14 protein-coding genes are annotated in these 21038 nt (G+C 68.6%); 4 read left to right on the plus strand and 10 right to left on the minus strand.

The window, feature by feature from the left end; translation table 11 throughout:
- The first annotated feature begins 91 nt into the window (after window positions 1-91).
- The gene (locus HEB94_RS18490; RefSeq protein WP_192751047.1) at window positions 92-3346 is read left to right on the plus strand and encodes an AfsR/SARP family transcriptional regulator; all 3255 of its coding nucleotides are present in this window, start codon (window positions 92-94) and stop codon (window positions 3344-3346) included.
- Here HEB94_RS18490 and HEB94_RS18495 read toward each other — a convergent pair.
- From HEB94_RS18495 to HEB94_RS18510, 4 genes are all read right to left on the minus strand, one after another.
- Window positions 3343-4134, minus strand: a complete 792-nt coding sequence (locus tag HEB94_RS18495) for an HAD family hydrolase (RefSeq protein WP_192751048.1) — start codon at window positions 4132-4134, stop codon at window positions 3343-3345. The two genes, HEB94_RS18490 and HEB94_RS18495, sit on opposite strands and share 4 nt — an antisense overlap.
- 17 nt (window positions 4135-4151) lie before the next feature.
- Window positions 4152-6578, minus strand: coding sequence for a glycoside hydrolase family 65 protein (locus HEB94_RS18500; protein WP_202896419.1), 2427 nt, complete (start codon window positions 6576-6578; stop codon window positions 4152-4154).
- A gap of 207 nt (window positions 6579-6785) precedes the next feature.
- The gene (locus HEB94_RS18505; protein ID WP_192751050.1) at window positions 6786-7589 is read right to left on the minus strand and encodes an isocitrate lyase/PEP mutase family protein; all 804 of its coding nucleotides are present in this window, start codon (window positions 7587-7589) and stop codon (window positions 6786-6788) included.
- Between the two features lie 74 nt (window positions 7590-7663).
- The gene (locus HEB94_RS18510) at window positions 7664-8839 is read right to left on the minus strand and encodes an MFS transporter (RefSeq protein ID WP_192751051.1); all 1176 of its coding nucleotides are present in this window, start codon (window positions 8837-8839) and stop codon (window positions 7664-7666) included.
- Between the two features lie 236 nt (window positions 8840-9075).
- On the opposite strand from HEB94_RS18510, the gene HEB94_RS18515 reads away from it, so the two are divergent.
- Window positions 9076-9939, plus strand: a complete 864-nt coding sequence (locus HEB94_RS18515) for an alpha/beta hydrolase (RefSeq protein ID WP_192751052.1) — start codon at window positions 9076-9078, stop codon at window positions 9937-9939.
- Window positions 9940-9972: 33 nt separating this feature from the next.
- On the opposite strand, the gene HEB94_RS18520 is transcribed toward HEB94_RS18515, so the two are convergent.
- From HEB94_RS18520 to HEB94_RS18540, 5 genes are all read right to left on the minus strand, one after another.
- Window positions 9973-11169 carry a cytochrome P450 gene (locus tag HEB94_RS18520; protein WP_192751053.1) on the minus strand — a complete coding sequence of 399 codons (1197 nt, stop codon included), beginning with the start codon at window positions 11167-11169 and terminating at the stop codon, window positions 9973-9975.
- Window positions 11170-11395: 226 nt separating this feature from the next.
- Complete coding sequence (locus HEB94_RS18525) at window positions 11396-12763, minus strand: sulfatase-like hydrolase/transferase (RefSeq protein ID WP_192751054.1); 1368 nt, start codon at window positions 12761-12763, stop codon at window positions 11396-11398.
- Window positions 12750-13640, minus strand: a complete 891-nt coding sequence (locus HEB94_RS18530; protein WP_192751055.1) for a carbohydrate ABC transporter permease — start codon at window positions 13638-13640, stop codon at window positions 12750-12752. Before HEB94_RS18530 ends, HEB94_RS18525 begins: the two co-directional genes overlap by 14 nt.
- A gap of 7 nt (window positions 13641-13647) precedes the next feature.
- On the minus strand, window positions 13648-14628 hold the full coding sequence (locus HEB94_RS18535; protein ID WP_192751056.1) for a carbohydrate ABC transporter permease: 981 nt from the start codon (window positions 14626-14628) through the stop codon (window positions 13648-13650).
- 27 nt (window positions 14629-14655) lie between these two features.
- Window positions 14656-16227: an ABC transporter substrate-binding protein gene (locus HEB94_RS18540; protein WP_192751057.1), complete on the minus strand. Its 1572-nt coding sequence runs from the start codon at window positions 16225-16227 to the stop codon at window positions 14656-14658.
- 197 nt (window positions 16228-16424) lie between these two features.
- Between HEB94_RS18540 and HEB94_RS53610 the strand changes: the two genes are divergently transcribed.
- Window positions 16425-17786, plus strand: a complete 1362-nt coding sequence (locus HEB94_RS53610) for a sulfatase-like hydrolase/transferase (protein ID WP_202896420.1) — start codon at window positions 16425-16427, stop codon at window positions 17784-17786.
- A gap of 71 nt (window positions 17787-17857) precedes the next feature.
- Window positions 17858-19129: an MFS transporter gene (locus HEB94_RS18550; protein WP_192751058.1), complete on the plus strand. Its 1272-nt coding sequence runs from the start codon at window positions 17858-17860 to the stop codon at window positions 19127-19129.
- Window positions 19130-19293: 164 nt separating this feature from the next.
- Here HEB94_RS18550 and HEB94_RS18555 read toward each other — a convergent pair whose 3' ends face one another.
- Window positions 19294-20994 (minus strand): alpha/beta hydrolase, encoded by a 1701-nt coding sequence (locus tag HEB94_RS18555; RefSeq protein ID WP_192751059.1) that lies wholly within the window; start codon window positions 20992-20994, stop codon window positions 19294-19296.
- Between the last annotated feature and the right edge of the window lie 44 nt (window positions 20995-21038).

The raw sequence follows: 21038 nt of genomic DNA on the forward strand, positions 1-21038 counted from the left end.
CGGCGGGCGCTTCGGGTCCGCTGATGGTCCGCTGACGGTGGGCTGATGGTGCGACGACGCTTCGCCGGCACGGTCTGGATACGGTCTTCGGATGCGGTTCGGAGTGCTCGGTCCACTGACCGTGTGGGGCGTCGACGGCGAGCCGGTCCGGGTTCCCGAGGCGAAGGTCCGGGCGCTGCTGGCCGATCTGCTGCTGCACGAGGGACGGTCGGTCTCCGTCGACCGGCTGGTCGAGGACCTGTGGGGCGACGACATACCGGGCAAACCGGCGAACGCTCTGCAGGCCAAGGTCTCCCAGTTGCGCAGAGCACTCGGTCGTGAGCGCGTGGTGCGGGAACAGTCCGGATACCGGCTGCGCCTCGACGCCTCCGACGACGTGGACGCCGACGTGTTCCGGTCGCTGGTCGCCAGGGCGGCTCAGCTGGGGCAACCCGCCGCGCGGGCGGGCCTGCTCACCGAGTCGCTGGAGCTGTGGCGCGGCCCGGCCTACGCCGACTTCGCGGACCAGGAGTTCGTTCGTACGGCGGCGGAGCGGCTGGCGGAGGAGCGCCTGATCGCCCTGGAGGAGCGGGCGCGGGCGCGTCTCGCGGCGGGGGAGCATGCTGGGCTGACCGGTGAGCTGGCCGAGCTGGTCGCGTCGCATCCCCTGCGGGAACGGTTGCGGGCCGTCCAGCTGCGGGCCCTGGTCAGTGCGGGTCGGCAGGGCGAGGCGCTGGCGTCGTACGCGGATCTTCGCGAGCGCCTCGCGGAGGAGCTGGGCGTCGACCCGAGCCCGGAGTTGGCCGCGCTCCACGCGGCGATCCTGCGGCAGGACGAGTCGCTCGCCGTGCCCGCGCCGCCGGCCGCCCCGCTCGGCGGCTCCCAGCGGACCAACCTCCCCGTCCCGCTCACCGCGCTGGTCGGCCGTGGCCGGTCGGTCGAGCAGGTCGGGCGTCTCCTCGACAGCGCGCGCCTTGTCACCCTGACCGGGCCCGGCGGTGTCGGCAAGACCAGGCTGGCCGTGGAGGCGGCCGGACGACTCGTCCGTGCGGCCGAGGCCGGCGTTCCCGAGGGGGTCTGGTTGGTCGAGCTCGCGGGCCACCGTGGGGGAGTGACGGACCTGGTCCGGGCGATCTCCGGCGTGCTCGGGGTCCGCGACGACGGGGGCTCCGGGCAGCTCGCCACGCGGCTCGCCGCCGCCGTGCGCGACCGTCGTACTCTCCTCGTCCTGGACAACTGCGAGCACGTCGTCGAGGCGGCGGCCGAGCTCACCGACCTGCTGCTGCGCAGCGCACCCGGCCTGCGTGTCCTGGCCACCAGCCAGGAGCCACTCGGGCTCGCGGGCGAGGCGGTGTTCCTGGTCGAGCCGCTCGATCCGGCGGATGCGGTCCAGCTGTTCGCGACGCGTGCCGCGGCGGCGGCCCCCGGTTTCACCCTCGCGGGAGCCACCCGCGAGACCCAGGAGGCGGTCGCGGAGATCTGCCGCCGCCTCGACGGCATTCCGCTCGCCCTCGAGCTGGCCGCGACCAGGGTCCGCGGCCTCGGCGTCCAGGAGTTGGCGGCTCGCCTCGGCGACCGGTTCCGCCTGCTCGGGTCCGGGCACCGCGGTGCACCGGCGCGCCAGCAGACGCTCCGAGCGATGATCGACTGGAGCTGGCAGCTGCTCGACGCGTCCGACCGTGCCGTACTCCGCCGCCTCGCCGTCCACGTCGACGGCTGCACACTGGACGCAGCGGAGGCGGTCTGCGCGGGTGGTGCGGTGCGGCGCGAGGATGTCCTCGACCTGGTGACCCGGCTGGTCGACAGGTCGCTGGTCGTCATGGTGGACGGGCCCGCTGGCACGGCTCCTCGCTACCGGATGCTCGAATCCGTTGCCGCCTACGCGAGCGAACGGCTGCGGAAGTCCGAGGACGCCGCCGGCGTCGCAGAGCGGCACCTGCGCTACTACCTCGACCTCGCCGAGCGGGCCGAACCTCACCTCCGTGACGGCGAGCAGCGGGCCTGGCTTCGTCGGCTGGACGCCGAGTCCGCCAACCTGCGATCGGCGCTGGCGGAAGCGGTACGTCGGGCCGGTCTGGACGACGAGGCCGCAGCGGAGGAGGCCGAGCGTCTCGCGACCGCGCTGACCTGGTGGTGGCTACTGCGGGGCCGGCTCGGCGACGCCTACCGTGCCCTCTCGGCGGTCCTGGAGGTGGCACCCGGAGCCACCGAAGTCCAGGTGCTGCGCGGCGCGTTCGCGCTTCTCACCGGTGACCGGTCCGCGGCGGTGCCCCTCCCTGATTCGACCACCGGCTCCACCACCGGCTCCGCGGATCCGCTGCGCCGGGCCCGGGCCGGATGGCTCCACGCGTACGGGCTGTTCAACGTCGGCGATCCCGTCGCCAGCGAGGACGCGAACGCCCGCGCGCTGGATCTCTTCACCGCAGCCGACGATCGGTGGGGCACCGCCGCCGCCCTTGGACTGCGCGGGATGCACGCGTTGGTCCGGGGCGACCTCACCACCATCGAGCACGACGGCCTGCGCGGCGCTCGCCTCTTCGCCGAGGTCGGCGACCGTTGGGGGGAACTCCAGACCGTCCAGCCGCTCGCCGCGCTCGCCGAGATCAGGGGCGCGTACGACGAGGCCGCACGTCGCCAGCACGACGGGCTGCGCATCGCGGAGGAGCTCGGCCTGTGGACCGAGGTGTCCGCACGGCTGTCCGGGCTCGGCAGGCTGGCGCTGCTCCGTGCGGACTGGGAACGCGCCCACGACCTGCACGAGCGCGCCCGACGACTGGCTGCCGAGCAGGGCTACACCTACGGCGAGATCCACGCCGAGATGGGGCTCGCCCTCGGCGCGCGTCGCTGCGGTGACCTCGACGCCGCCCAGGGGTATCTCGTCCGGATCCGCGACGGGCACGCTGGGGTGTCGTCGAAGATCGGGGACCATCTGCTGCTCGCCGAACTCGGCTTCCTCGCCGAACTCCGTCGGGACGCGGACGCGGCGACGGCCAACCACCTTCGTGGCCTGGAGATCGGGGCCGCTCTTCGCGAGCCACGAGCGCTCGCCCTCTCCCTGGAGGGCATCGCGGGCGCGGCGACGCTGTCCGGCGACGCGGCTCACGCCGACCGTGCGGGCCTGCTGCTCGGCGCGGCGGACGCGGCGCGTCGAAGTGTCGGCGCACCGTTGCCGGCAGCCGAACGCGGGGACGTCGACCGGATCGCGACGGCGGCGACGGCCGTGCTGGGCGGGGCGGCCTTCGACGACGCGTTCCGCCGGGGTGCGCAACTGAGCCTTGCGGAGGCGGTGCGGGTCGCGCGGGCCACCCGGAACGCGCCGGACGCGCCGGACGTGCGGGACGTGCGGGCAACGGGAGACGAACCCTAGGTCTTCGTCGCCAGACGTCCCGCCGCGAGTGCCGCGAGGTCCACCTGGTCGAGCGCGGTGACCACGATGTCGGCGTCGGCCTTGGCCAACAGCTCGGCGTCGTTCGCGCGCGCGATCCCGATCGCCCACATCGCACCGGCCTTGGCCGCCTCGACACCCGCCTCGGCGTCCTCCAGGACGATGGCGTCCCTCGGCGCCACGTCGAGCTCGTGCGCGGCGGCGAGATAGATGTCCGGGTGCGGCTTTCCGTGCGCGAAGTCCCTGCCCGACACGTCGGCGTCGAAGAAGTCCAGCAGGGTGAGCCCGGGACCCACGGAGGACGAGGAGATCTTCTGCTCGGCGGCGAACTTGTCAAGCCGGATCTGACGCAGGAACAGTTGGGCGTTCTTCGACGACGACGCGGCCGCGACCCGGAGTCCGGCGTCCTTCACCGCGATGATGAACCGCAGTGCGTCCGGATAGGCGGTGAAGTCGCCGGCCTCGATGAGCCGGACCACCATCGTCTGCTTCCGGTCGGCGTACTGGGTCGCCCTGGTCTCCTTCTCGTCGTCGGGGACGTGGAAGTAGCTCAACGCCGAGCGGGCGCCGTCCATGCGGGGCTTGCCCGACATCTCCTCCTGGTAGACCTGGGGCGTGAACGCGTCGGCCGACCAGGTGGTCTGGCCGGCGATGTCGCGCCAGTCGGACTCCATCAGTTCGCGCAGCGACTCTCGCCATGCCTTCTCGTGCGGCGAGTCGACGAGCACACCGTCCACGTCGAAGATCGCGCCCATGAAGCGTGTCGGCATGCGTCCTCCCTACCTGTCTAGGTGACGAGCGGTTCCGCGAGGCCGTTGTTTCTCAGCACGAACGAGGTGCTCTCGCCGGGGCACAGGTCCCGGACGTCGGAGCCGATGCCCACCCGGACCGGTCGGCTCACTCCCTCGGGATGGACCGAGAGCCGCAGGCAGCCACCCTCGAAGGCCACCATGAGCGGCGTACCTCGAAACGTCATCGCGAACCTCAAACCGTCGAGCCGCCGTGGCAGCCGCGGATCGAAGTACAGAACGCCGTCCCTGATGTGGATCCGCGGGTACGAGCGTTGGACCAGGTCGAGAGTCCCGCACATGACACCCATGTGGATGCCCTCCTGAGTGGTGCCACCCTGGATGTCGCGGAGGTCACTCTCCAACGCCACGAGGAACCGTTCCCAGGAGCTCCTGGGGTCATAGGCCGCGAGAACCCCCGCGTGGGTGACGAAACTGAGGGTCGAGCCGTGTGAGGTCCGCCGGTCGTAGTAGACGATGTTCCTGTGCGCGGTGTCCGGACCGTAGGCGTAGTCGAGTCGTTCGAAGATCTCCGCCAGCTCGTCCTCGGCGAAGAGGAAGAACAGCATCACCGTGTCGGCCTGCTTCGCGAGCTTGTAGCGGTTCGGATCGTCGCCCTCTGCCCGCAGGATCCGGTCCAGCCGTTGGATGTTGCCGTACTTCGCGCGGTAGGCGTCCCAGTCGAGCTCCTCGAGGTCCTCGTATCCCTCGAACTGGCTGATGATTCCGTCGTCATGGAACGGCACGTACATCCGCCGGCTCATGTCCTCCCAGCTGGTGAGCTCCTCGTCGGTGAGGTCGAGACGCTCGCACAACGCCTCGGCGCGACTCTTCGGCAGCAGCGACAACACGTCGTGCGCGAGCCGACAGAGCCACGCCACCATCACGTTGGTGTAGGCGTTGTTGCGCAGGCCGCCCTCGGTGGAGCCCGGGTACTTCTCGTGGAACTCGTCCGGCCCCATCACGCCGTGGATCTCATAGCGACCCCGCTCGGCGTTGAAGACGGCGATCGAAGCCCAGAACCGCGCGATCTCGAGCATCATCTCCGCGCCGTAGTCGGCGAGGAAGGCCAGGTCGTTGGTCGCCTGGAAGTAGTGCCAGATGTTGTAGAAGATCGCCGCGCTCACATGGCGCTGGTTGTGGCTGAGGTCGGGCTCCCAGCGGCCGGTCAGCGGATTGAGGTGGATGCGTTGTGTCTCCTCCTTGCCGTCACTTCCGCTCTGCCAGGGGAACATCGCCCCGCGCAGCCCGGCGTCGTGGGCCGCTGCCTGTGCCGCGCCCAGCCGGCGGTAGCGGTACATCAGCAGGCCGCGGGTGACCTCCGGCATCCGGAAGGTCAGGAACGGATACACGTAGAGCTCGTCCCAGAAGACGTGCCCGCGATAGGCCTCGCCGTTCAGGCCGCGGGCTGGTACGCCGGCGTCCAGGTCGACGGTGTGGTGCGAACAGACCTGCATGAGGTGACCGATGTGCAGGCGTAGCAGGAGTTGCACGTGGTCGTCGCCGGGCACCACCATGTCGCAGTCGCGCCAGAGTTCGTCAGAAGCAGAGATGTGACGCTGCAGGGCGTCGCTGAAGTCGCTGTAGCGCAGCGCCGACGTGCCGGCCCGCTCGAGGGTGTCACTGGTCGCCGGATCGCGGGAGTTGATGAAGGCCACCATCTTCTCCACCCGTACGGGCGTTCCCTGGTGCACGTCGAAGGCGAGCACCTGGTGGATGTAGTCCTCCATCTGGTAGAGGCCGCGCTCCACCGCGACGGGCTCCTCGCCCTCGAACACCCGGGTGCGCGCCGCGTGGCTGACGTACAGGTTCGACTGTCGTGTCTGCACCTTGAGCGCGATGACCTCGGGCCCGAACGTGCGCGGGGAAACAGGGTCGAGGTGGCGCCCCTCCAACGGCTTGTAGCGGGCCACGCCCTTGTTGGTCATGCGTCCGTCGATCGCCGATATCAGCTCCACCCGGCCCGACCAGTTCTGCGGCGTGAGCGTCCACTCGATACCGGCGTGGTGGACGTCGGCCATGCTGACGAAGCGCCGACTGCGCAGTGTCGTCTCGCGACCCGCGTGGTCGCGGAAGCGAAGGTCGCGGATGACGGTGGCCTGGTGGATGTCGAGTTCGTGGCGGTAGCTGAGCAGTTCGACGTCGGCCAGCCTGATCGCGTCCTCGCCCTCGATCCGGAGCTTGAGCACCAGCCAGTTGGGCAGGTTGACCAGATCCTCGTTGAGGACGGGTAGGCCGCCGAGGATCGTGGTCTCGCGGTTGTAGATTCCGTGGACGTACGTGCCTGGGTAGTGCACGCCGTCGGCGTCCTCCCACTCCGCCGTGCCGCGCGAGCACAGATAACCGTTGCCCGTCGAGGTGAGTGCTTCGCGCAGCCCTTCCTCGGCAGGGTCGAAGCCGTCGAACGTCAGTGCGAAGTCCTTCACCTGACCTCCTGATCGTTCCCTTGGAAGATCGGCAGAGGTGCGTGTGGATGCTCGACACATCCCGGGAGAATCGGACGAGTCTCGCTATCCGCGTGTAGTCCGAACTGGCGTTGGACGGGAACAGCCGCGACGGAATGCGCCATGTCTCGTTTCGGTGTCTTGTGACTCCAGGCTACCTCCCGGCGCGGGGCGACGGCCGACCTTCGCTCAGGCGGACCGCGCGCTGAGGGTCTGGAAGTGGACCAGCCGTCGCTGCATGTCTGCGTACGACGGCACCGAGGTCGCCGCCGGCACCGCGCGCTCGGCGCGGACGCTCGTCGCCACCGCCACCGCCGCGTCGACGGCCGCCCGGTAGGGGAGCGAACCGGTGCTCACCCGTCGGACGCCGAGCTTCGCGAGGGCGCTGAGCGACAGGCCCGGCGCCACGAGGACGTTCACGGGGACAGGGACGTGGGCGGTGAGTTCGCGCAGGTCGGCCGGCGCGGACACACCGGGGACGAAGATCCCGTCGGCTCCGGCCTCGACATAGGCGTTGGCGCGCCGGAGAGTCTCGGAGATCCCAGCCTCCTGCCCGAGCCAGTAGGTGTCGACCCGAGCGTTGACGTACACGTCGGGGCGGCGTCGCTTGACGGCGGCGACCTTCGCCGCGTGCGCGCTCGGGGCGACCAGCCGCTCGGCGGAGCTGTCCTCGATGTTGACCCCCGCGACGCCCAGGCCGGCGACGTAGTCCGCCACCTGCTCGGGATCGTCGTCGTATCCATCCTCGATGTCCGCGGAGATGTGGGCGGGAAGCACGGCGAGCACCCGGGCCAGTGCGCGGGTCGGCTCCTTGCTCGACCGGCCGCCGTCGGGACGGCCGGCGCTCGCCACCACACCGAAGCTCGTCGTCCCGATGGCGGGGAACCCGGCGTCGACGAAGGCGAGCGCGGACGCCACGTCCCAGGCGTTGGGGAGCAGCAGTGGAAGGTCATCGTCGTGGAGTTCACGGAACGTCGTGCGTGGAACATCCATGCCCAGAAGGTTAACGCCGGGACTCTTCGGCACTCGCCGAAGCGACGTCGTGTCAGCGGCCGTCCGAGGGAGTGTCAGCGGGCGTCCCAGGGAAGGGTGGGCCGCCGGGACTGCACGGCCATGCCGGCGATCATGGTGAGCACGACCACGGCGCCGTAACCCGCGATGGTCGTTCGCAACCCGATCAGGTCGACGAGTTCTCCCGCGACGAGAACGGGTGCGCCGTAGGCGAGATAGGCCACCAGATAGATCGCGGCGAAGACCTCGGCACGCTGGTGCGCTTCCGTCAGCGGCGAGATTACCCGGAGTACGGCGGGAAAGACCCAGCCGATGCCCGCACCACTGAGAACCACACCGAGGAGGAGGAGCCAGAACACGCCACCGACCACACTCAGCACCGTGATGGCGGCTCCCGCGACAGACACGGCGGCACCGGTCGTGATGCTGCGGCGATGGCCCATCCCGCCAAGGAGGATGCCGACCACGGCGGAGGTGGCGGGTTGCAACGCCACGACGACACCGTTGACGAGTCCGCTGTCCATCCTGAAGACGGCACTGTCGATCGAGGGAGCAAGGCCCAGGAACAGTCCGGACAGCATCCACGCGGCGGTGAGCACGGGCAGCGCGGCGAAGAACTCCGGCTGCACTGCGCGGGTCACTCGCAGCCGGGGAACGAGTGAGCGGACCGCACCCGCGCGCCGCGAGACCGTTTCCGGTGACGCGATGAGCACGATGATCGCGCCCACGAAGAACAACGACAGCGCCCCGAACACGATCGGGCCCGGATTCTGGCTGAACTGCGCCGCGACCCCGGAGACGAGCGCGCCCAGAGCGAGTGCGCCCATCGGGGTGATGCTGCTGATCAGGGTGCCGAGCCGGCGATGTCGCTCGGGAGCGAACTCGATGATCGTCGCGGTGAACGTACTCGTCGCGACCCCTGTCGCCGCCCCCTGAACGGCGCGTGCGACGACGATCCAGCCGATGCTCGGTGCGACGACGAAGATGAGCATCGCCGCGATCTGGAGGACGAGGGCGCCCACGAGTACGGGTCGTCGTCCGATGTGGTCGGACAGGGATCCCGCTACGAGCAGGGTCAACAGGAGCGTCAGGGCGTAGATGGCGAACGCGACCGTCAGCGTCCCGTCCGTAAAGTGCCATTCCTGTTGGTAACGGACGAACAGCGGGCTTGGTGCACCCGCCGCGAAAGGTATACCGACGAAGGCGATGATCGCGCCCACGAACGCCGCCATCGGGGAGAGTCGGCTCCGCCGCGTTCGCGCGGAGTCGTCGTCCCGGACCGTTCTGCTCCGGGATCCCTCCGAATGCGCCAGGTCCACTCCTCACCGCACGAGCGATTACGTCGAGCGGTCGACGCTAGCGCGGCCGTCCGGATGGGGGCAAACGGGCCCGGCGTTAGGGTGAAGGAGTCAAGAGGGCCTTGCGCCCGGTGGAGGCAAGCTGGTCCTGACGCGGGGAGTGGCGACAGATGACCAGAACCGACATCGAAATCACCGCCGCCGGTCGTCGCGTCACCGGAGTGGGTACGGGATCTGTCGACTCGGGCGCCCCGCTGATCGTCGCTCTGCCCGGTGGGAGCTACAACGCGAGGTACTTCGATCTGCCCAGGCACTCACTGCTCGAGGTCGGCGCGGCCACCGGCTTCCAGATCGTCGCCCTGAACCGCCCCGGCTACGCGGGTAGTGAGCGTCTCCCGGGTGATTCGGTGACCTTCGCCGGCAACGCCGAGATGCTCGACCACGCCATCGGCGCACTGTGGGAAAGGGTCCCGGGGCGCTGTCCTGGCGTCGTCGTCATCGCCCATTCGATCGGGGCGGCCATCGCGGTTCACCTCGCGGCGAGGGAGCCGCGGTGGCCGCTGCTCGGCGTCGCGCTCAGTGGGCTGAGCGACTTCTGCCGCGAGCCGATCGTCGACCTGTTCCACGCGATGCCGCCCGGGCAGGCCGTCGTCTTCAGCCCTGAGCAGCGTCGCGGGTTCATGTACGGTCCGGACGACACCGTCGACGCCGACGTACTCGAGGTGTCCGCGCCCTCGATGGAACCCGTCCCGGTCGAGGAACTGCTCGAGCTCACCGGTGAATGGGCCACCATGGCGCCCGAACTCCTCGCCGGCGTACGGGTCCCCGTCTTCAGCGTGCTGGCCTGCTTCGACCACCTGTGGGAGATCGACCAGGCCGGTCTCGACAGGTTCAACGGTTACTTCACGGGCACGCCCAGGTTGGAGACCGAGCTCCTCCGGGAGAGCGGACACAACATCGACCATCACCACGTCGGGCGCGCGTTGCACCTGGGGCAACTGAGCTTCGCGTGGGCGTGTGCCTTCGACCGATAGGCCGGTCCGCCGCGGCCGCGTGTGAAACAGCCACTAGGTCGTCCGGACCGGGAGGGTGCGGGCGCCGATCATCTCCGGCGTCGGCATGAACACGGGCGGGTTGCCCGGAACCGTTCGCAGCGACGGGAACCGGTCGAGCAGGATGTCGAGGGCGACCCGGCCTTCCAGTCGGGCCAACGGTGCGCCCAGGCAGAAGTGCACGCCGCGGCCGAAACCAAGGTGCGGGTTGGGGTCGCGGGTCGGGTCGAACACGTCCGGGTCGGCGAACTGACGTTCGTCCCGGTTGGCGGCACCCACCCACACCATGAGCATCTGGTCGGCCGGCACGCGCTGCCCGCCGATCTCGGTGTCCACAGTGGTGGAACGGGCGACCGTGGGGAACGGCGAGAGGATCCGGACGGTCTCCTCGATCACACCTGGCACCTTCGACCGGTCCGCCCGTACGGCCTTCGCCTGGTCGGGGTGGAGGTCGAGGGCCAGGACGGCGTTGCCGAGCAGCAGGGTGGTCGTGATGTGGCCGGCGACGAGCAGCAGGTTGGCGAAGTTGACCACCTGGTTGTCGGTGAGCCGTTCACCGTCGACCTCGGCGTGGACGAGCTTGCTCAGCAGGTCCTCGCGCGGCTGCCGCCTACGCTCCGCCGCGTGCTCGCCGAAGTAGTCCAGCATCGCCTGCAGGTCGCCGAGGCCTTCCGCCTCGGCCGTTGCGCCCAGGTCGGTGTCACCCTCCCAGAACCGCGCCTTGCTGGCGAACAGTTGGTCCACCCATTGCCGGAAGAGGTCCCGGTCGCTGGCCGGGACGCCCAGGAGTTCGGCGATGACGATCACGGGCAGTGGGTAGGCCAGGTCTCCCACAAGGTCGAACTCGTCCCGATCCGCCACGGCGTCGAGCAGTTCGTGGGTGATCTTGGCGATTCGGGGCTCCAGGTCGGCCACGACCTTGGGAGTGAAGACGTGGCTCACCAGTCTGCGCAGGTTGCGGTGGTCCTGCCCGTCCATCTGCAGCAGGTTGCCGTCGTTCAGTCGCGCCATGGTGCCGTCGTCGTCCGCGGCGAAGAGCCGGGTGAGATCGGAGGAGAACGTCCTGGGGTCGTTGAGGATCGTGAGCGCCTCCGGGTAGCCGAACACGTTCCACATCCCTATCTTCTCGTCGAACTCGACGAGTCGTTCCGGTCGGCGTCCGCGCAGCCAGAAGTGCTGTTTGCAGGCGCCCCATTCCTCGGCGACTCTCATCGAAGTGCCCCTCGTTCCGGTGGCCCTGGTGGCCACTCTCGCGAGCAGGATGCGGGGAGCCGCTTTTACCGCGGTTTCACGCTGGTTTCAGGCCCGGCCGACGCTCTCACTCGTCGTCGGTCTCGCTTCGGTCCACGCGGACCACGTCCTCGTAGGTGACCTGCAACCGAGCACGCCCACGAAGTGCAACCCGGTCACGACCAGGGCGAGGACGGGTAGCCGGAACTCAGGCAGGTGGGTGGCCGGCCGCGGCCAGTTGCCGCCGGATGAAGCGCTCCGCTCGTTCGTGTTCGAGCATCGGGTCGCAGAACTCGTCGTACAGGCGCTCGGTCAGCTTCCGCACCCTGGCCGGCTCGGTGGGAGCCAGGTCGTGTAGCTGGTGTGGATCGGCCTCGAGGTCGAACAGCTGATGCGGTGCGCGGGCGTTGTAGAGCAGCTTCCACTGGTTCTGACGCACCATGTAGGCACTGCCTCGGGTGCCGTGACCGTGATACTCGGCGAACACCGCGCGTTCGCTGGGCGAGGCCTGCAGATCCTGCAGCGGGGAACCTGCGAGGTCCGCCGGCCGTGGCACGTCGACCGCGGTGAAGACGGCGGCGTTCAGGTCCCAGTGGGTGACGGGCGTGGTGACCCGCTGTCCTCGTCCGAAGCCGGGCCCGGCGACGACCAGGGGAACCCGTGCGGAGTCCTCGTACATGCTGCACTTCCACCACATGCCGAACGTCCCGAGCATCTCGCCATGGTCGGAGGTGTAGACGACGACCGTGTTGTCCGACTGCCCGGTGCGTTCCAGCGCGTCGAGAAGCAGGCCGAGTTGCTGGTCGACGTAGGTGACCCTGCCGTAGTAGGCGCGACGGTGCTGACGGGTCAGCTCCTCGGTGAAGACCTGGGTGCCGAAGTGACGGCGCAGGTCTGCCGCGTAGGGGTGGTGCGCCGGTGCCGCGTCGACGCCGTACTCCGGTAGGTCGTCGTGGCCGGCGTAGCGGTCCCACAGCTCCTGGGTGACGTAGTGGGGGAAGTGAGGTGCGATCAGGTTCACCTCCATCGTCCAGGGTGTGCCGGGTTTCGGGCGTTCGATGAAGGCGAGCGCGTCCGCTACGCGCTGATCGTCCACGCGGAAGGGGTCCTCACGGACACCGACACCCTGTGCCCGCTTGTGGGAGTCCTGCCGCAACGCGAGAGGACTGCGACTGACGTGGATGTCACCGGCCAGCCGGTAGTCGGCGCCGAGCATCTCGGTGAAGCCGAGCTCGTCCGGTGGGCGATAGGCGTCGACCTTGCCGACGTGCACCGCGTGGACGCCGGCGGCGTCGAGCAGGCTGCCGTAGGACGGGTAGTTGGGCCGCTCGATCGCGAGGGAGTTGTTGTAGCACTGAATCTCGTGCACCGGTCGTCCCGCGATGAACGACGACCGCGACGGGCAGCACAGCGGAGACGGGGAGTAGGCGCTCTCGAACACCACACCGCGTTCGGCGAGCCGATCCAGGTGGGGTGTTTCGACGAACGGATGCCCGTCGGTGGAGGCGATCCTGGGATTGTGCTCGTCGGACTTGAGGATGAGGACGTTGTGACGGGACGGGCTACTTGACGGCACCGGCGACTCCCTCGACAAAGTAACGCTGGAGGAACAGGAACAACACGATGATCGGCAGCAGACCGATCGTCGCCGCCGCGGCCATCCCGCTCCAGTCGGTGAAGTACTGGCTCTGGAACGAGTAGATCCCCACCGACAGGGTACGCAGGTCCGGCTGGTTGAGCGTCAACACGAGCGGTAGCAGGAAGTCGTTCCAGGAGTGCATGAACTGCAGGATGATCGCGGTGGCGACGACCGGTTTCGCGAGCGGGAGGTAGATCCGCCAGAAGATCCGGAGGAACCCGGCGCCGTCCAGCATGGCCGCCTCCTCGAGTTCCTTGGGCAGTTGGCTGAAGTAGCCCGCGAAGAGCAGGGTCGCGACGACGTGCGCCCCGCCCGCCTCGGCGAGGGTGATGCCCCACAGAGAGCCCTGCAGGTGAAGCTTGTTGATCAGATCGAAGACCGGGATGATCGTGTAGCCCTCTGGCAGGAAGATGGCAGCGGCCAACACCCCGGCGACGACGCGCTTGCCCGGGAATCGGTAGCGGCCGAGGACGTAGCCCATCATCGCCACGGCGGGCACCGAGATGAGGATCGACATGACGGTCACGAAGACCGTGTTGAGGAAGTAGCTCCCGATGTGCGCGTCCTGCCAGGCACGGACGTAGTTGTCGAGGCGGATCACCGAGGGAAACAGCCCGAGCCCGCCGAAGATCTCGGCGTTCGACTTGATCGACGACGACACCATCCACAGGAACGGGTAGATCCAGACGAGGCACACCGGAACCAGAACGGCGCTGATCAGGGTCAGGCGCAGCCAGGTCCGTCCGCGACGGGAACGCCGTGGTCGTCGGGTCGGCTCGGTGCGGTTCCGTGGCCTTGTCGCGAGGGTCACCATCAGTCGTTCACCCGTTCACCAACTGCGACCGCGCCTGCCCGGCCTTGCGGGCGGCGTACACCTGCAGCAGGGCGATCAGCATGACCACGACTCCGAAGAAGCAGCCAGCCGCGGAGGCATAGCCGAGGCGGGGGACGCCTCCGGCTTGGTCGGCGGCGAAGGCGGTCTGGTAGATGTACACCTCGATCACCTGGGTCGAGAAGTACGGCCCGCCCTTGGTCATCGCCTGGACCACCGCGAAGACGTGCAAGGTCGCGTTGGCGGTGAGGAGAACGATGATCGCCGCGAAGGGCAGGAGCATCGGCACGGTGATGTGTCGGAGCAGCTGGAAGCGGCCCGCGCCATCCACCTGGGCCGCCTCGTAGAGCATCCTCGGAACTGTCTGCAGCGCCGCCAGCCAGTAGATCATCGTGATGCCGAAGTTCTTCCAGATCTCCACGGCCATGACAGACCACAGCGCGGTGTGTGGGTTGCCCAGGAAGTCGATGGGGGCGTCGATCAGTCCGAGGCCGGTGAGCGCCTGGTTCACCGGGCCGTGGAAAGGGCTCATGACGAACGTCATGACGATGCCGACGATCGCGGCTGTGGTCACCACGGGTAGGAAGAAGAACGTCCGGAACACCGGAGCGAGCTTGAACGCCTGGTTGTTGAGCAGGATCGCGATCAGGAGCGAGAGCACCAGCCGGATCGGCACCGCGACGAGCACGAACAGGAACGACCTGCCGAAGGCGTGCCAGAACATCGGGTCGTCGACCAGTTCGCGGTAGTTTTCGAGGCCGACGAAGTTCCGGTCGGCGGTGAAACCGGTCCAGTCGAGGAAGGAGAAGTACCACGACATCACCATCGGGTAGAACGTGAACATCCCGGCCAGCACCAGCGCCGGGAGCATGAAGACATAGCACCAGCGCGACGTCAGGAGTTGCCTCCACGTACTGGTGGACGGTCCTCCCGTGCTGGTGAGTTCAGCGGTGGTGCGTGTGATCGCCATCGAAGGCCTCCCGGGCCACCCGGGCTGTCAGGACAGTTCCGCGTACATCTCGGGCGTGTAGTCCTTCGCCGGATCCCAGTTGGGAAACTCCCAGTCCGCTCGGGACACCTTGGCACCCTTGGCCCGCGCCGCCTTGACGGCGTCCTCCAGCGCCCGTTCGCTGCGATCGTTGAGGTCGCGCAAGGTGGCCTTGATGTCGTCGATCTGGCCGCTGAAGATGCCCTGGGCGATGTCGACCAGGGCCGGCTTGACCGGCTTCTGCGCGAGGGTCACATGGACGGCGTCGGGGTTGCGGACCTCCACCATCGGCGCCATACGCAGCAACCTCGCGGCGATGTCCCAGCCGGCCTTGGCGCGGTCGCTGAGCAGGTCGGTACGCCGGGCGCGGGCGTTGGCGTCGGGTCGCTGCGAGGTCAGGTTGCCTTCGGAGGCCGTGACGATGTTGGTCTGTCCCTCCAGGCTGCCCATGTAGGAGAAGAGGTCACCGGCGATCGACTTGTACCTGCTCTTCGCGAAGACGAACGCCTGGTTGGCACCGACCTCCTGGTAGGCCGACGGCGCCCAGGTTCCCTTCGTCGGGCTTGGAGGCATGGCGACGCCGAAGTCGTAGTCGGGGTTGATGGTCGGCCATTCCGGGATGTCCCACGGTCCGTCGAAGATCATGCCCGCGACACGCTGCGGCATTCGCGCCCGTGCGTCGGACTCGCCGAGGCTGAGGAACCCCGGGAAGATGCTCCCGTCGGCCTTGAGTGCGAGGAGCAACTCGAACGCGTCGTACAACTCCGGCGCGGTGTAGGCGTACCGGCCCGTCTTCCAGTCGATCCAGAAGTCGGAGCCGCGGCGAGCGCCGGCGAGTTCGGCCAGGGCGCCGACGACGGCGCTGATGCCCGTCCCGTAGAGCATGAGCCCGTAGTAGTTTCCCTTGCCCTGTTGGGTGATCTTCTTGGCCGCGGTGCGGAACGTGTCCCAGCTCATGGGCTCGTTCTCCGGGTCGTGGCCCGAGCGTTCGAGGTACTCACGGTCGTACATCAGCATCTGGCCGTAGCGCTTGCTCGAGGTCACGGGCCAGGTGTAGGTGCGGCCGTTGAAGATGTGCACCCCGGGAACGAAGGAGTTCCTGGGGAATCCTGCCTTCCACTTCTCGAAGTCAGGGATCACGTCGTCGATCGGGACGACCCAGCCCTCGTTCACCATGACCTGGACGGGCACGTTGTTGGGCTTGGCGAAGACGTCGGGGGCGGTGCCGTTGCGTACGCCGAGGGGCACGACCTCGTTGATCCGATCCCAGGGCGAGTCCTGGTAGTCGATGCGGATGTTGGGGTGCTTCTTCTCGTACGCGCGGAACAACGGCTTCTCGAACATCGCCTTGAGGTCGCCGCTGTCCATCCAGTGGAAGGTGACGTCGCCGGTCGGGAGCTTCGCGCCGCTGTCGGGAAGGTTGTAGTCGTGCGTGGGTTTCGGGCTCGCCGCGCCGGCCGCGTTCGGATCCGTCACCACCTTGCAGCCCGCCAGTCCCAGTCCGAGGCCGGTAGCGCCCAAGGCGGCCAGTACCTGTCGCCGAGACATCGCCCCTCGGCCCACCCACGTGCTACTGCTCATTCCCTACTCCTGCTCGCCTGTCCGGGAGGGCCGGCGCCCCGTCGGGTCGTCGTCGGCCTGGCTGGGAGCGTACCCACTATTCCTATCAATCCGATAGGAAGTCCGGTAGATGAGACATGGCGGCTTCGGGTGGTTCGTCGGGCCTAGCCTCGACGGGACGGCTCGTCCTCGCGTGACGAGCGGAAAGGTTCGGCAGCGTGACGGGTGGCAGCGCAGGACCCAACGTGGTGGTCTTCTTCACCGATCAGCAGCGTTGGGACACGACCGGGCTTCATGGCAATCCGTTGGAGCTCACCCCGAACCTCGACCGGCTGGCACGGCAGGGCACCCACCTGTACCACTCGTTCACTTGCCAGCCGGTGTGCGCGCCCTCCCGCGCCGTACTCCAGACCGGCCAGTACCCCACGACGACCGGGGTCTTCCGTAACGGCCTGCGGCTGCCGCCGACCACGCCGACGCTGGCGCATCACTTCGGTGCGGCGGGCTACGCCACCGGATACATCGGAAAGTGGCATCTGGCGGACCGGACCGCGGTCGGCCCGGTCGCCCCAGAACAACGCGGCGGATACCAGTACTGGCTCGCTTCCAACGCGTTGGAGCACACCTCGGACGCCTACGACACGGTGATGTACGACGAGAACGGCGAGCCGGTCAGTCTGCCCGGCTACCGGGTCGACGCCCTCACCGACGCGGCCATCCGTTACGTCGACGCGCACCAGGCCGAGCCGTTCTACCTGTTCGTGTCCTATCTGGAGCCCCACCACCAAAATCACCGCGACGACTACCCGGCACCACACGGGTACGACGAGCGGTACCGCGGGCGTTGGGTGCCGCCAGATCTGGCCGCGCTCGGTGGCACCGCGCACAGTCACCTCGGCGGCTACTTCGGCATGGTCAAGCGCCTGGACGAAGCACTCGGTCGGCTGCTCGACGCGCTGGAGAGCATGGGCATCCTCGACAACACCGTCGTGCTCTTCACCTCCGACCACGGCAACCACTTCAAGACCCGCAACGGCGAGTACAAGCGGTCGGTGCACGACGCCTCGATCAGAGTGCCCACCGTCATCTCCGGTCCCGGCTTCCAGGGCGGCCGGGAGATCCGAGACTTGGTCAGTCACATCGATCTCGCGCCAACGCTGCTCGACGCGGCCGGCCTCGCGGTACCCGAGGAGATGCAGGGTCGCTCCCTCCTGCCGCTGGTGCGCGGAGAGAGGAACGACTGGCCGGACGACATGTTCGTTCAGGTCAGCGAGTCCCAGGTCGGTCGTGCCGTCCGTACGGCGCGGTGGAAGTACGGCGTGGTGTCGCCGGATGCCGACCCGACGACCGAGCCGGGCGCGAACCGCTATGTGGAGACATACCTCTACGACCTGCGGGCGGACCCGTACGAGCTGCGCAACCTCGCTGGACTCACGTCCCATCGGGTGGTCGCGGACCGTCTGCGTGAGCGCCTGGTCCGCAGGATGATCCAGGCCGGCGAGGCGGAGCCGAAGATCGAGCCGGCCACGCCGGCTGACGGGAAACAGTTGCGGGTGGCCGTCAACGAGGTCGGACAGTAGCGGAGCGGACGCCGGACGACCACGTCCGATCGCCGCCGGTACGCCGGGCCCAACGCCGACAGGCTGGACCGGTGTCCGATTTCACCAGGTCATACCGCGCCCTCAGGACGCCCGACTTTCGTCGACTCTGGACGGGAGCGACGCTCTCCACCCTCGGCGACGGCATGACGTTCGTCGCACTGTCGTGGCTGGTTCTGGCGCGACCGGGGGGTACGACCCAGCTCGGTCTGCTCGGCGTCTGTTACACCGCACCTGTCCTGGTGGGCGGGCTCGCGGTCGGGCCTGTGCTCGACAGGTTCGACAAGCGGACCGTCCTCATGGTGGACAGCGGGTTCCGTGCCGCGGTGGTGGCCACGATCCCGCTGACCGTCGCGTTGGGCGCGATGCCCACCTGGCTGCCGTTCGTCGTCGCCGGCTGCTACGGCCTGCTGAAGATGGTGCCGCTGGCGGGTTTCCCGGCGGCGATCCCGCAGCTCGTCGCAGACCACGACCTGGACTCCGTCAACGCGCTCGAGTCACTCAGCTTCAGTGTCGCGAGCGTGGTCGGCCCGGCCGCCGCCGGCGTGCTGATCAGCCAGATCGGCGCCGCCAACGTACTGATCGTCGACAGCGTGTCCTTCCTCCTCTTCGCCCTCACCGCGAGGACGGTACGGCGACCACTGCGACCCCTGCGACCCCTGCGGCCACAGCGACCGCTCGCGAACGCAGACGGGCTTGGCGGGCAGGTGCCTGCCCCGCCTCGTTCGGCCGCACTGGCGAGCCTTCGCGGTGACCGGGTGATCGTGGCCACGACCCTCGCGTTCATGGCATTCAACATCGCCGAGGGCATGCTGATGGTGGCCGCTCCCTGGCTTGCGAAGAACCACCTCCCCGGTGGGGCCGGCGTCCTCGGCGCTCTGCTGTCGGCGACCGCGGCCGGCGAGATGGTCGGCGCCGCCCTCGCCGGACATCGCCAACCGCGTCGACGGCTGCCCGCGATCGGATTGCTGCAGATCCTCGCCGGCACGGCGTTTCTCGCGCTGCTCGTGACGTCCCAGCACCTGGTGGTGATAGCGGGGTTCTTCGCGGTCGGGATGCTGAGCGCTCCCATGACGGTGTGGGCACAGTCCCTGCGGATGCGTCGGATCGCGCCCGCGCTCCACGGTCGGGCGTTCGCCGCGCTCCGTACGCTGATGCAGTCGACCCCACCGATCGGCACGGCGCTGGTGACGCCGCTGCTCGTGCACTCCCAACTCGCCATCGCCGCGGTTGTCATGGCTGCCGTCGCGGGGCTGCCCGGCCTCTACCTGCTGTTCGCGGTGTCGGAGGAGTCGCCGACCCGCGCGGTCGCGACTGCTACCTGAGTGCGGACGCTACGACGCGACGCGTGATCGCCGGGAACCTTCGGTCGACGAAGCGGGCTGTGGAACCGGCTCGCCGGTCCCGCAGCCCGCTCGACACTTGGCCGACCCCGCCGCCACGATCACGTCACCCGTGGCAGGAGGCAAGCCCATCTTGACGTCGTAGGTCAGTTGACCCGCATGCGGTCGAGCGTGGCCGAACGACGTTCTTCCTGCGCCTTGGTGAGCCGCAGGCCCGACGCGGAGGTGGCGGCACAGAACCGGTCGTTGGCGGGACGCTTGCCATCGACCAGGAACTTGGTGGTGACGTTCAGCGCGCAAGGGTTGTCATTGAACAGGTAGACGCCGTGTCCGCCCTCGTCGACGCTGACGAGCCGCGCGCGGTCACCGAGCTTGTCGCGCATCGCGAGCCCACCGACGTATGGCGTCGCGGGGTCCCGGAGGTTCTGCAGCAGCAGGATGTTGGACGGCCCGTCGTCGGTGATCTCGACCTTCTTCTCCAGCGGAGCCGGCCAGTACGCGCACGGCAGAATGTTGGCCGCCGATCCTCCCATGATCGGGTAGCGCGCCCGGTCGATCCGAGTGTTGCGCTTGTACGTCGCAACGTCACTGGGCCATTCGGTGTCGTTGCAGATGATGGCGAGCTGAGCGGAGGTGGGGTTGTCGTACGGGTTCGGTGTGGCGGCCTTCGCGCCGGGCTTCGCGCCGACCTGGGCGCCGACCGGCGGGAGGCCGGGTGACGTCGACTTGTCCATCGCCTTGCGGACCGCGGCCGTGTCGGACTCGGCCAACGCCTGCCAGAGTTGGGCGACCAGTGGGAAGCTCTGGTCGGAGTAGAGGCCGCTGAACACCTGCAGCCGGAACATCTTGCCGTTCATGCCCAGCACCGGCTCCTGGTCGAGTCGGGCGACGAGCTTGAAGAAGTTGTCACGCACCGCGGCCGGGGTCCGCCCGAGTCCGTAGGTGCCGTTGCGGGCGGCGGCGTACTTCGCGAAGTCGGGGAACCTGTCCTCCGCGCCGAGGCCGAACTGCCGGAAGCCGTCGACGTCCAGCGCCGAGTCACCGACGTTGCTGTCGAGGACCACCCGGTCGGTCCGGTCAGGGAACATCGACACGTACGCCGAACCGAGGACGGTGCCGTAGGAGATGCCGTAGTAGCTGATCTTCTCCTCGCCGAGCGCGGCCCGGATCATGTCCATGTCACGTGCGGTGTTGGCCGTGGACATGTGGCGAAGGGTGCCGGCCGTGTCGTGGTCGAAGCACTGCTTCGCGACACCCTTGGCAATCTCGGCCTGTGCCGCCACTTCGGCGTTGTTCGAGGCGTACGGCGGGATGTTGCTGTCGTAGCCCTGCTCCAGGGTGAGCCCGCAGGTGACCGGTGCGGAGGCGCCGATGCCACGCGGGTCGAAGCCGATGATGTCGTAGCGGTCGAGCACGTTCGCGGGCATGCCGAGGTTGAGCAGATCGAATGGCATGGACAGCCCGGGACCACCTGGGCCGCCGGGGTTCGTGAGCAGCACGCCACGACGCTTGGCGGGGTTGCCGATCGCCAGCCGGGAGACCGCGATGTCGATCGTCGCGCCGTCCGGCTTGGTGTAGTCGAGGGGAACGGTGACCGTCGTGCACTCCATCGGCGGCGGCAGCGGCCCGACGAGTGGATTCGTCGGGCAGGGGCCCCATTCGAGCTGCGACTCGCTCGCCGTGTTGGCCGTCGTGTTGGTCTTTGTGGTGGCCCCCGTGGCACTGGTGTGTCCCGTGCTCGCTCGCGCTTCGGCGGCGTTCGCGCTCGGAGTCGCCAGCAGCGACATGGCGAGGGCAGCAGTGGCGCCCAGCACCAGGCCACTTCGGCCAACCTGTCGTCGATGCATCTCAACCCTTTCGTTGGAATATGTCGACGTTGTCAGGCTAACCG

Origin of the sequence: Actinopolymorpha pittospori, assembly GCF_014873875.1 — a bacterium.
Classification (GTDB): Bacteria; Actinomycetota; Actinomycetes; order Propionibacteriales; family Actinopolymorphaceae; genus Actinopolymorpha; species Actinopolymorpha pittospori.

What these genes read in the sequence shown, in the direction of transcription:
- HEB94_RS18490 (WP_192751047.1), top strand. Translation starts at nt 92, where the DNA reads ATGCGGTTCGGAGTGCTCGGTCCACTGACCGTGTGGGGCGTCGACGGC.
- HEB94_RS18495 (WP_192751048.1), bottom strand. Translation starts at nt 4,134, where the DNA reads ATGCCGACACGCTTCATGGGCGCGATCTTCGACGTGGACGGTGTGCTC.
- HEB94_RS18505 (WP_192751050.1), bottom strand. Translation starts at nt 7,589, where the DNA reads ATGGATGTTCCACGCACGACGTTCCGTGAACTCCACGACGATGACCTT.
- HEB94_RS18510 (WP_192751051.1), bottom strand. Translation starts at nt 8,839, where the DNA reads ATGGCGGCGTTCGTGGGCGCGATCATCGCCTTCGTCGGTATACCTTTC.
- HEB94_RS18515 (WP_192751052.1), top strand. Translation starts at nt 9,076, where the DNA reads ATGACCAGAACCGACATCGAAATCACCGCCGCCGGTCGTCGCGTCACC.
- HEB94_RS18520 (WP_192751053.1), bottom strand. Translation starts at nt 11,169, where the DNA reads ATGAGAGTCGCCGAGGAATGGGGCGCCTGCAAACAGCACTTCTGGCTG.
- HEB94_RS18530 (WP_192751055.1), bottom strand. Translation starts at nt 13,640, where the DNA reads ATGGTGACCCTCGCGACAAGGCCACGGAACCGCACCGAGCCGACCCGA.
- HEB94_RS18535 (WP_192751056.1), bottom strand. Translation starts at nt 14,628, where the DNA reads ATGGCGATCACACGCACCACCGCTGAACTCACCAGCACGGGAGGACCG.
- HEB94_RS18540 (WP_192751057.1), bottom strand. Translation starts at nt 16,227, where the DNA reads ATGAGCAGTAGCACGTGGGTGGGCCGAGGGGCGATGTCTCGGCGACAG.
- HEB94_RS18555 (WP_192751059.1), bottom strand. Translation starts at nt 20,994, where the DNA reads ATGCATCGACGACAGGTTGGCCGAAGTGGCCTGGTGCTGGGCGCCACT.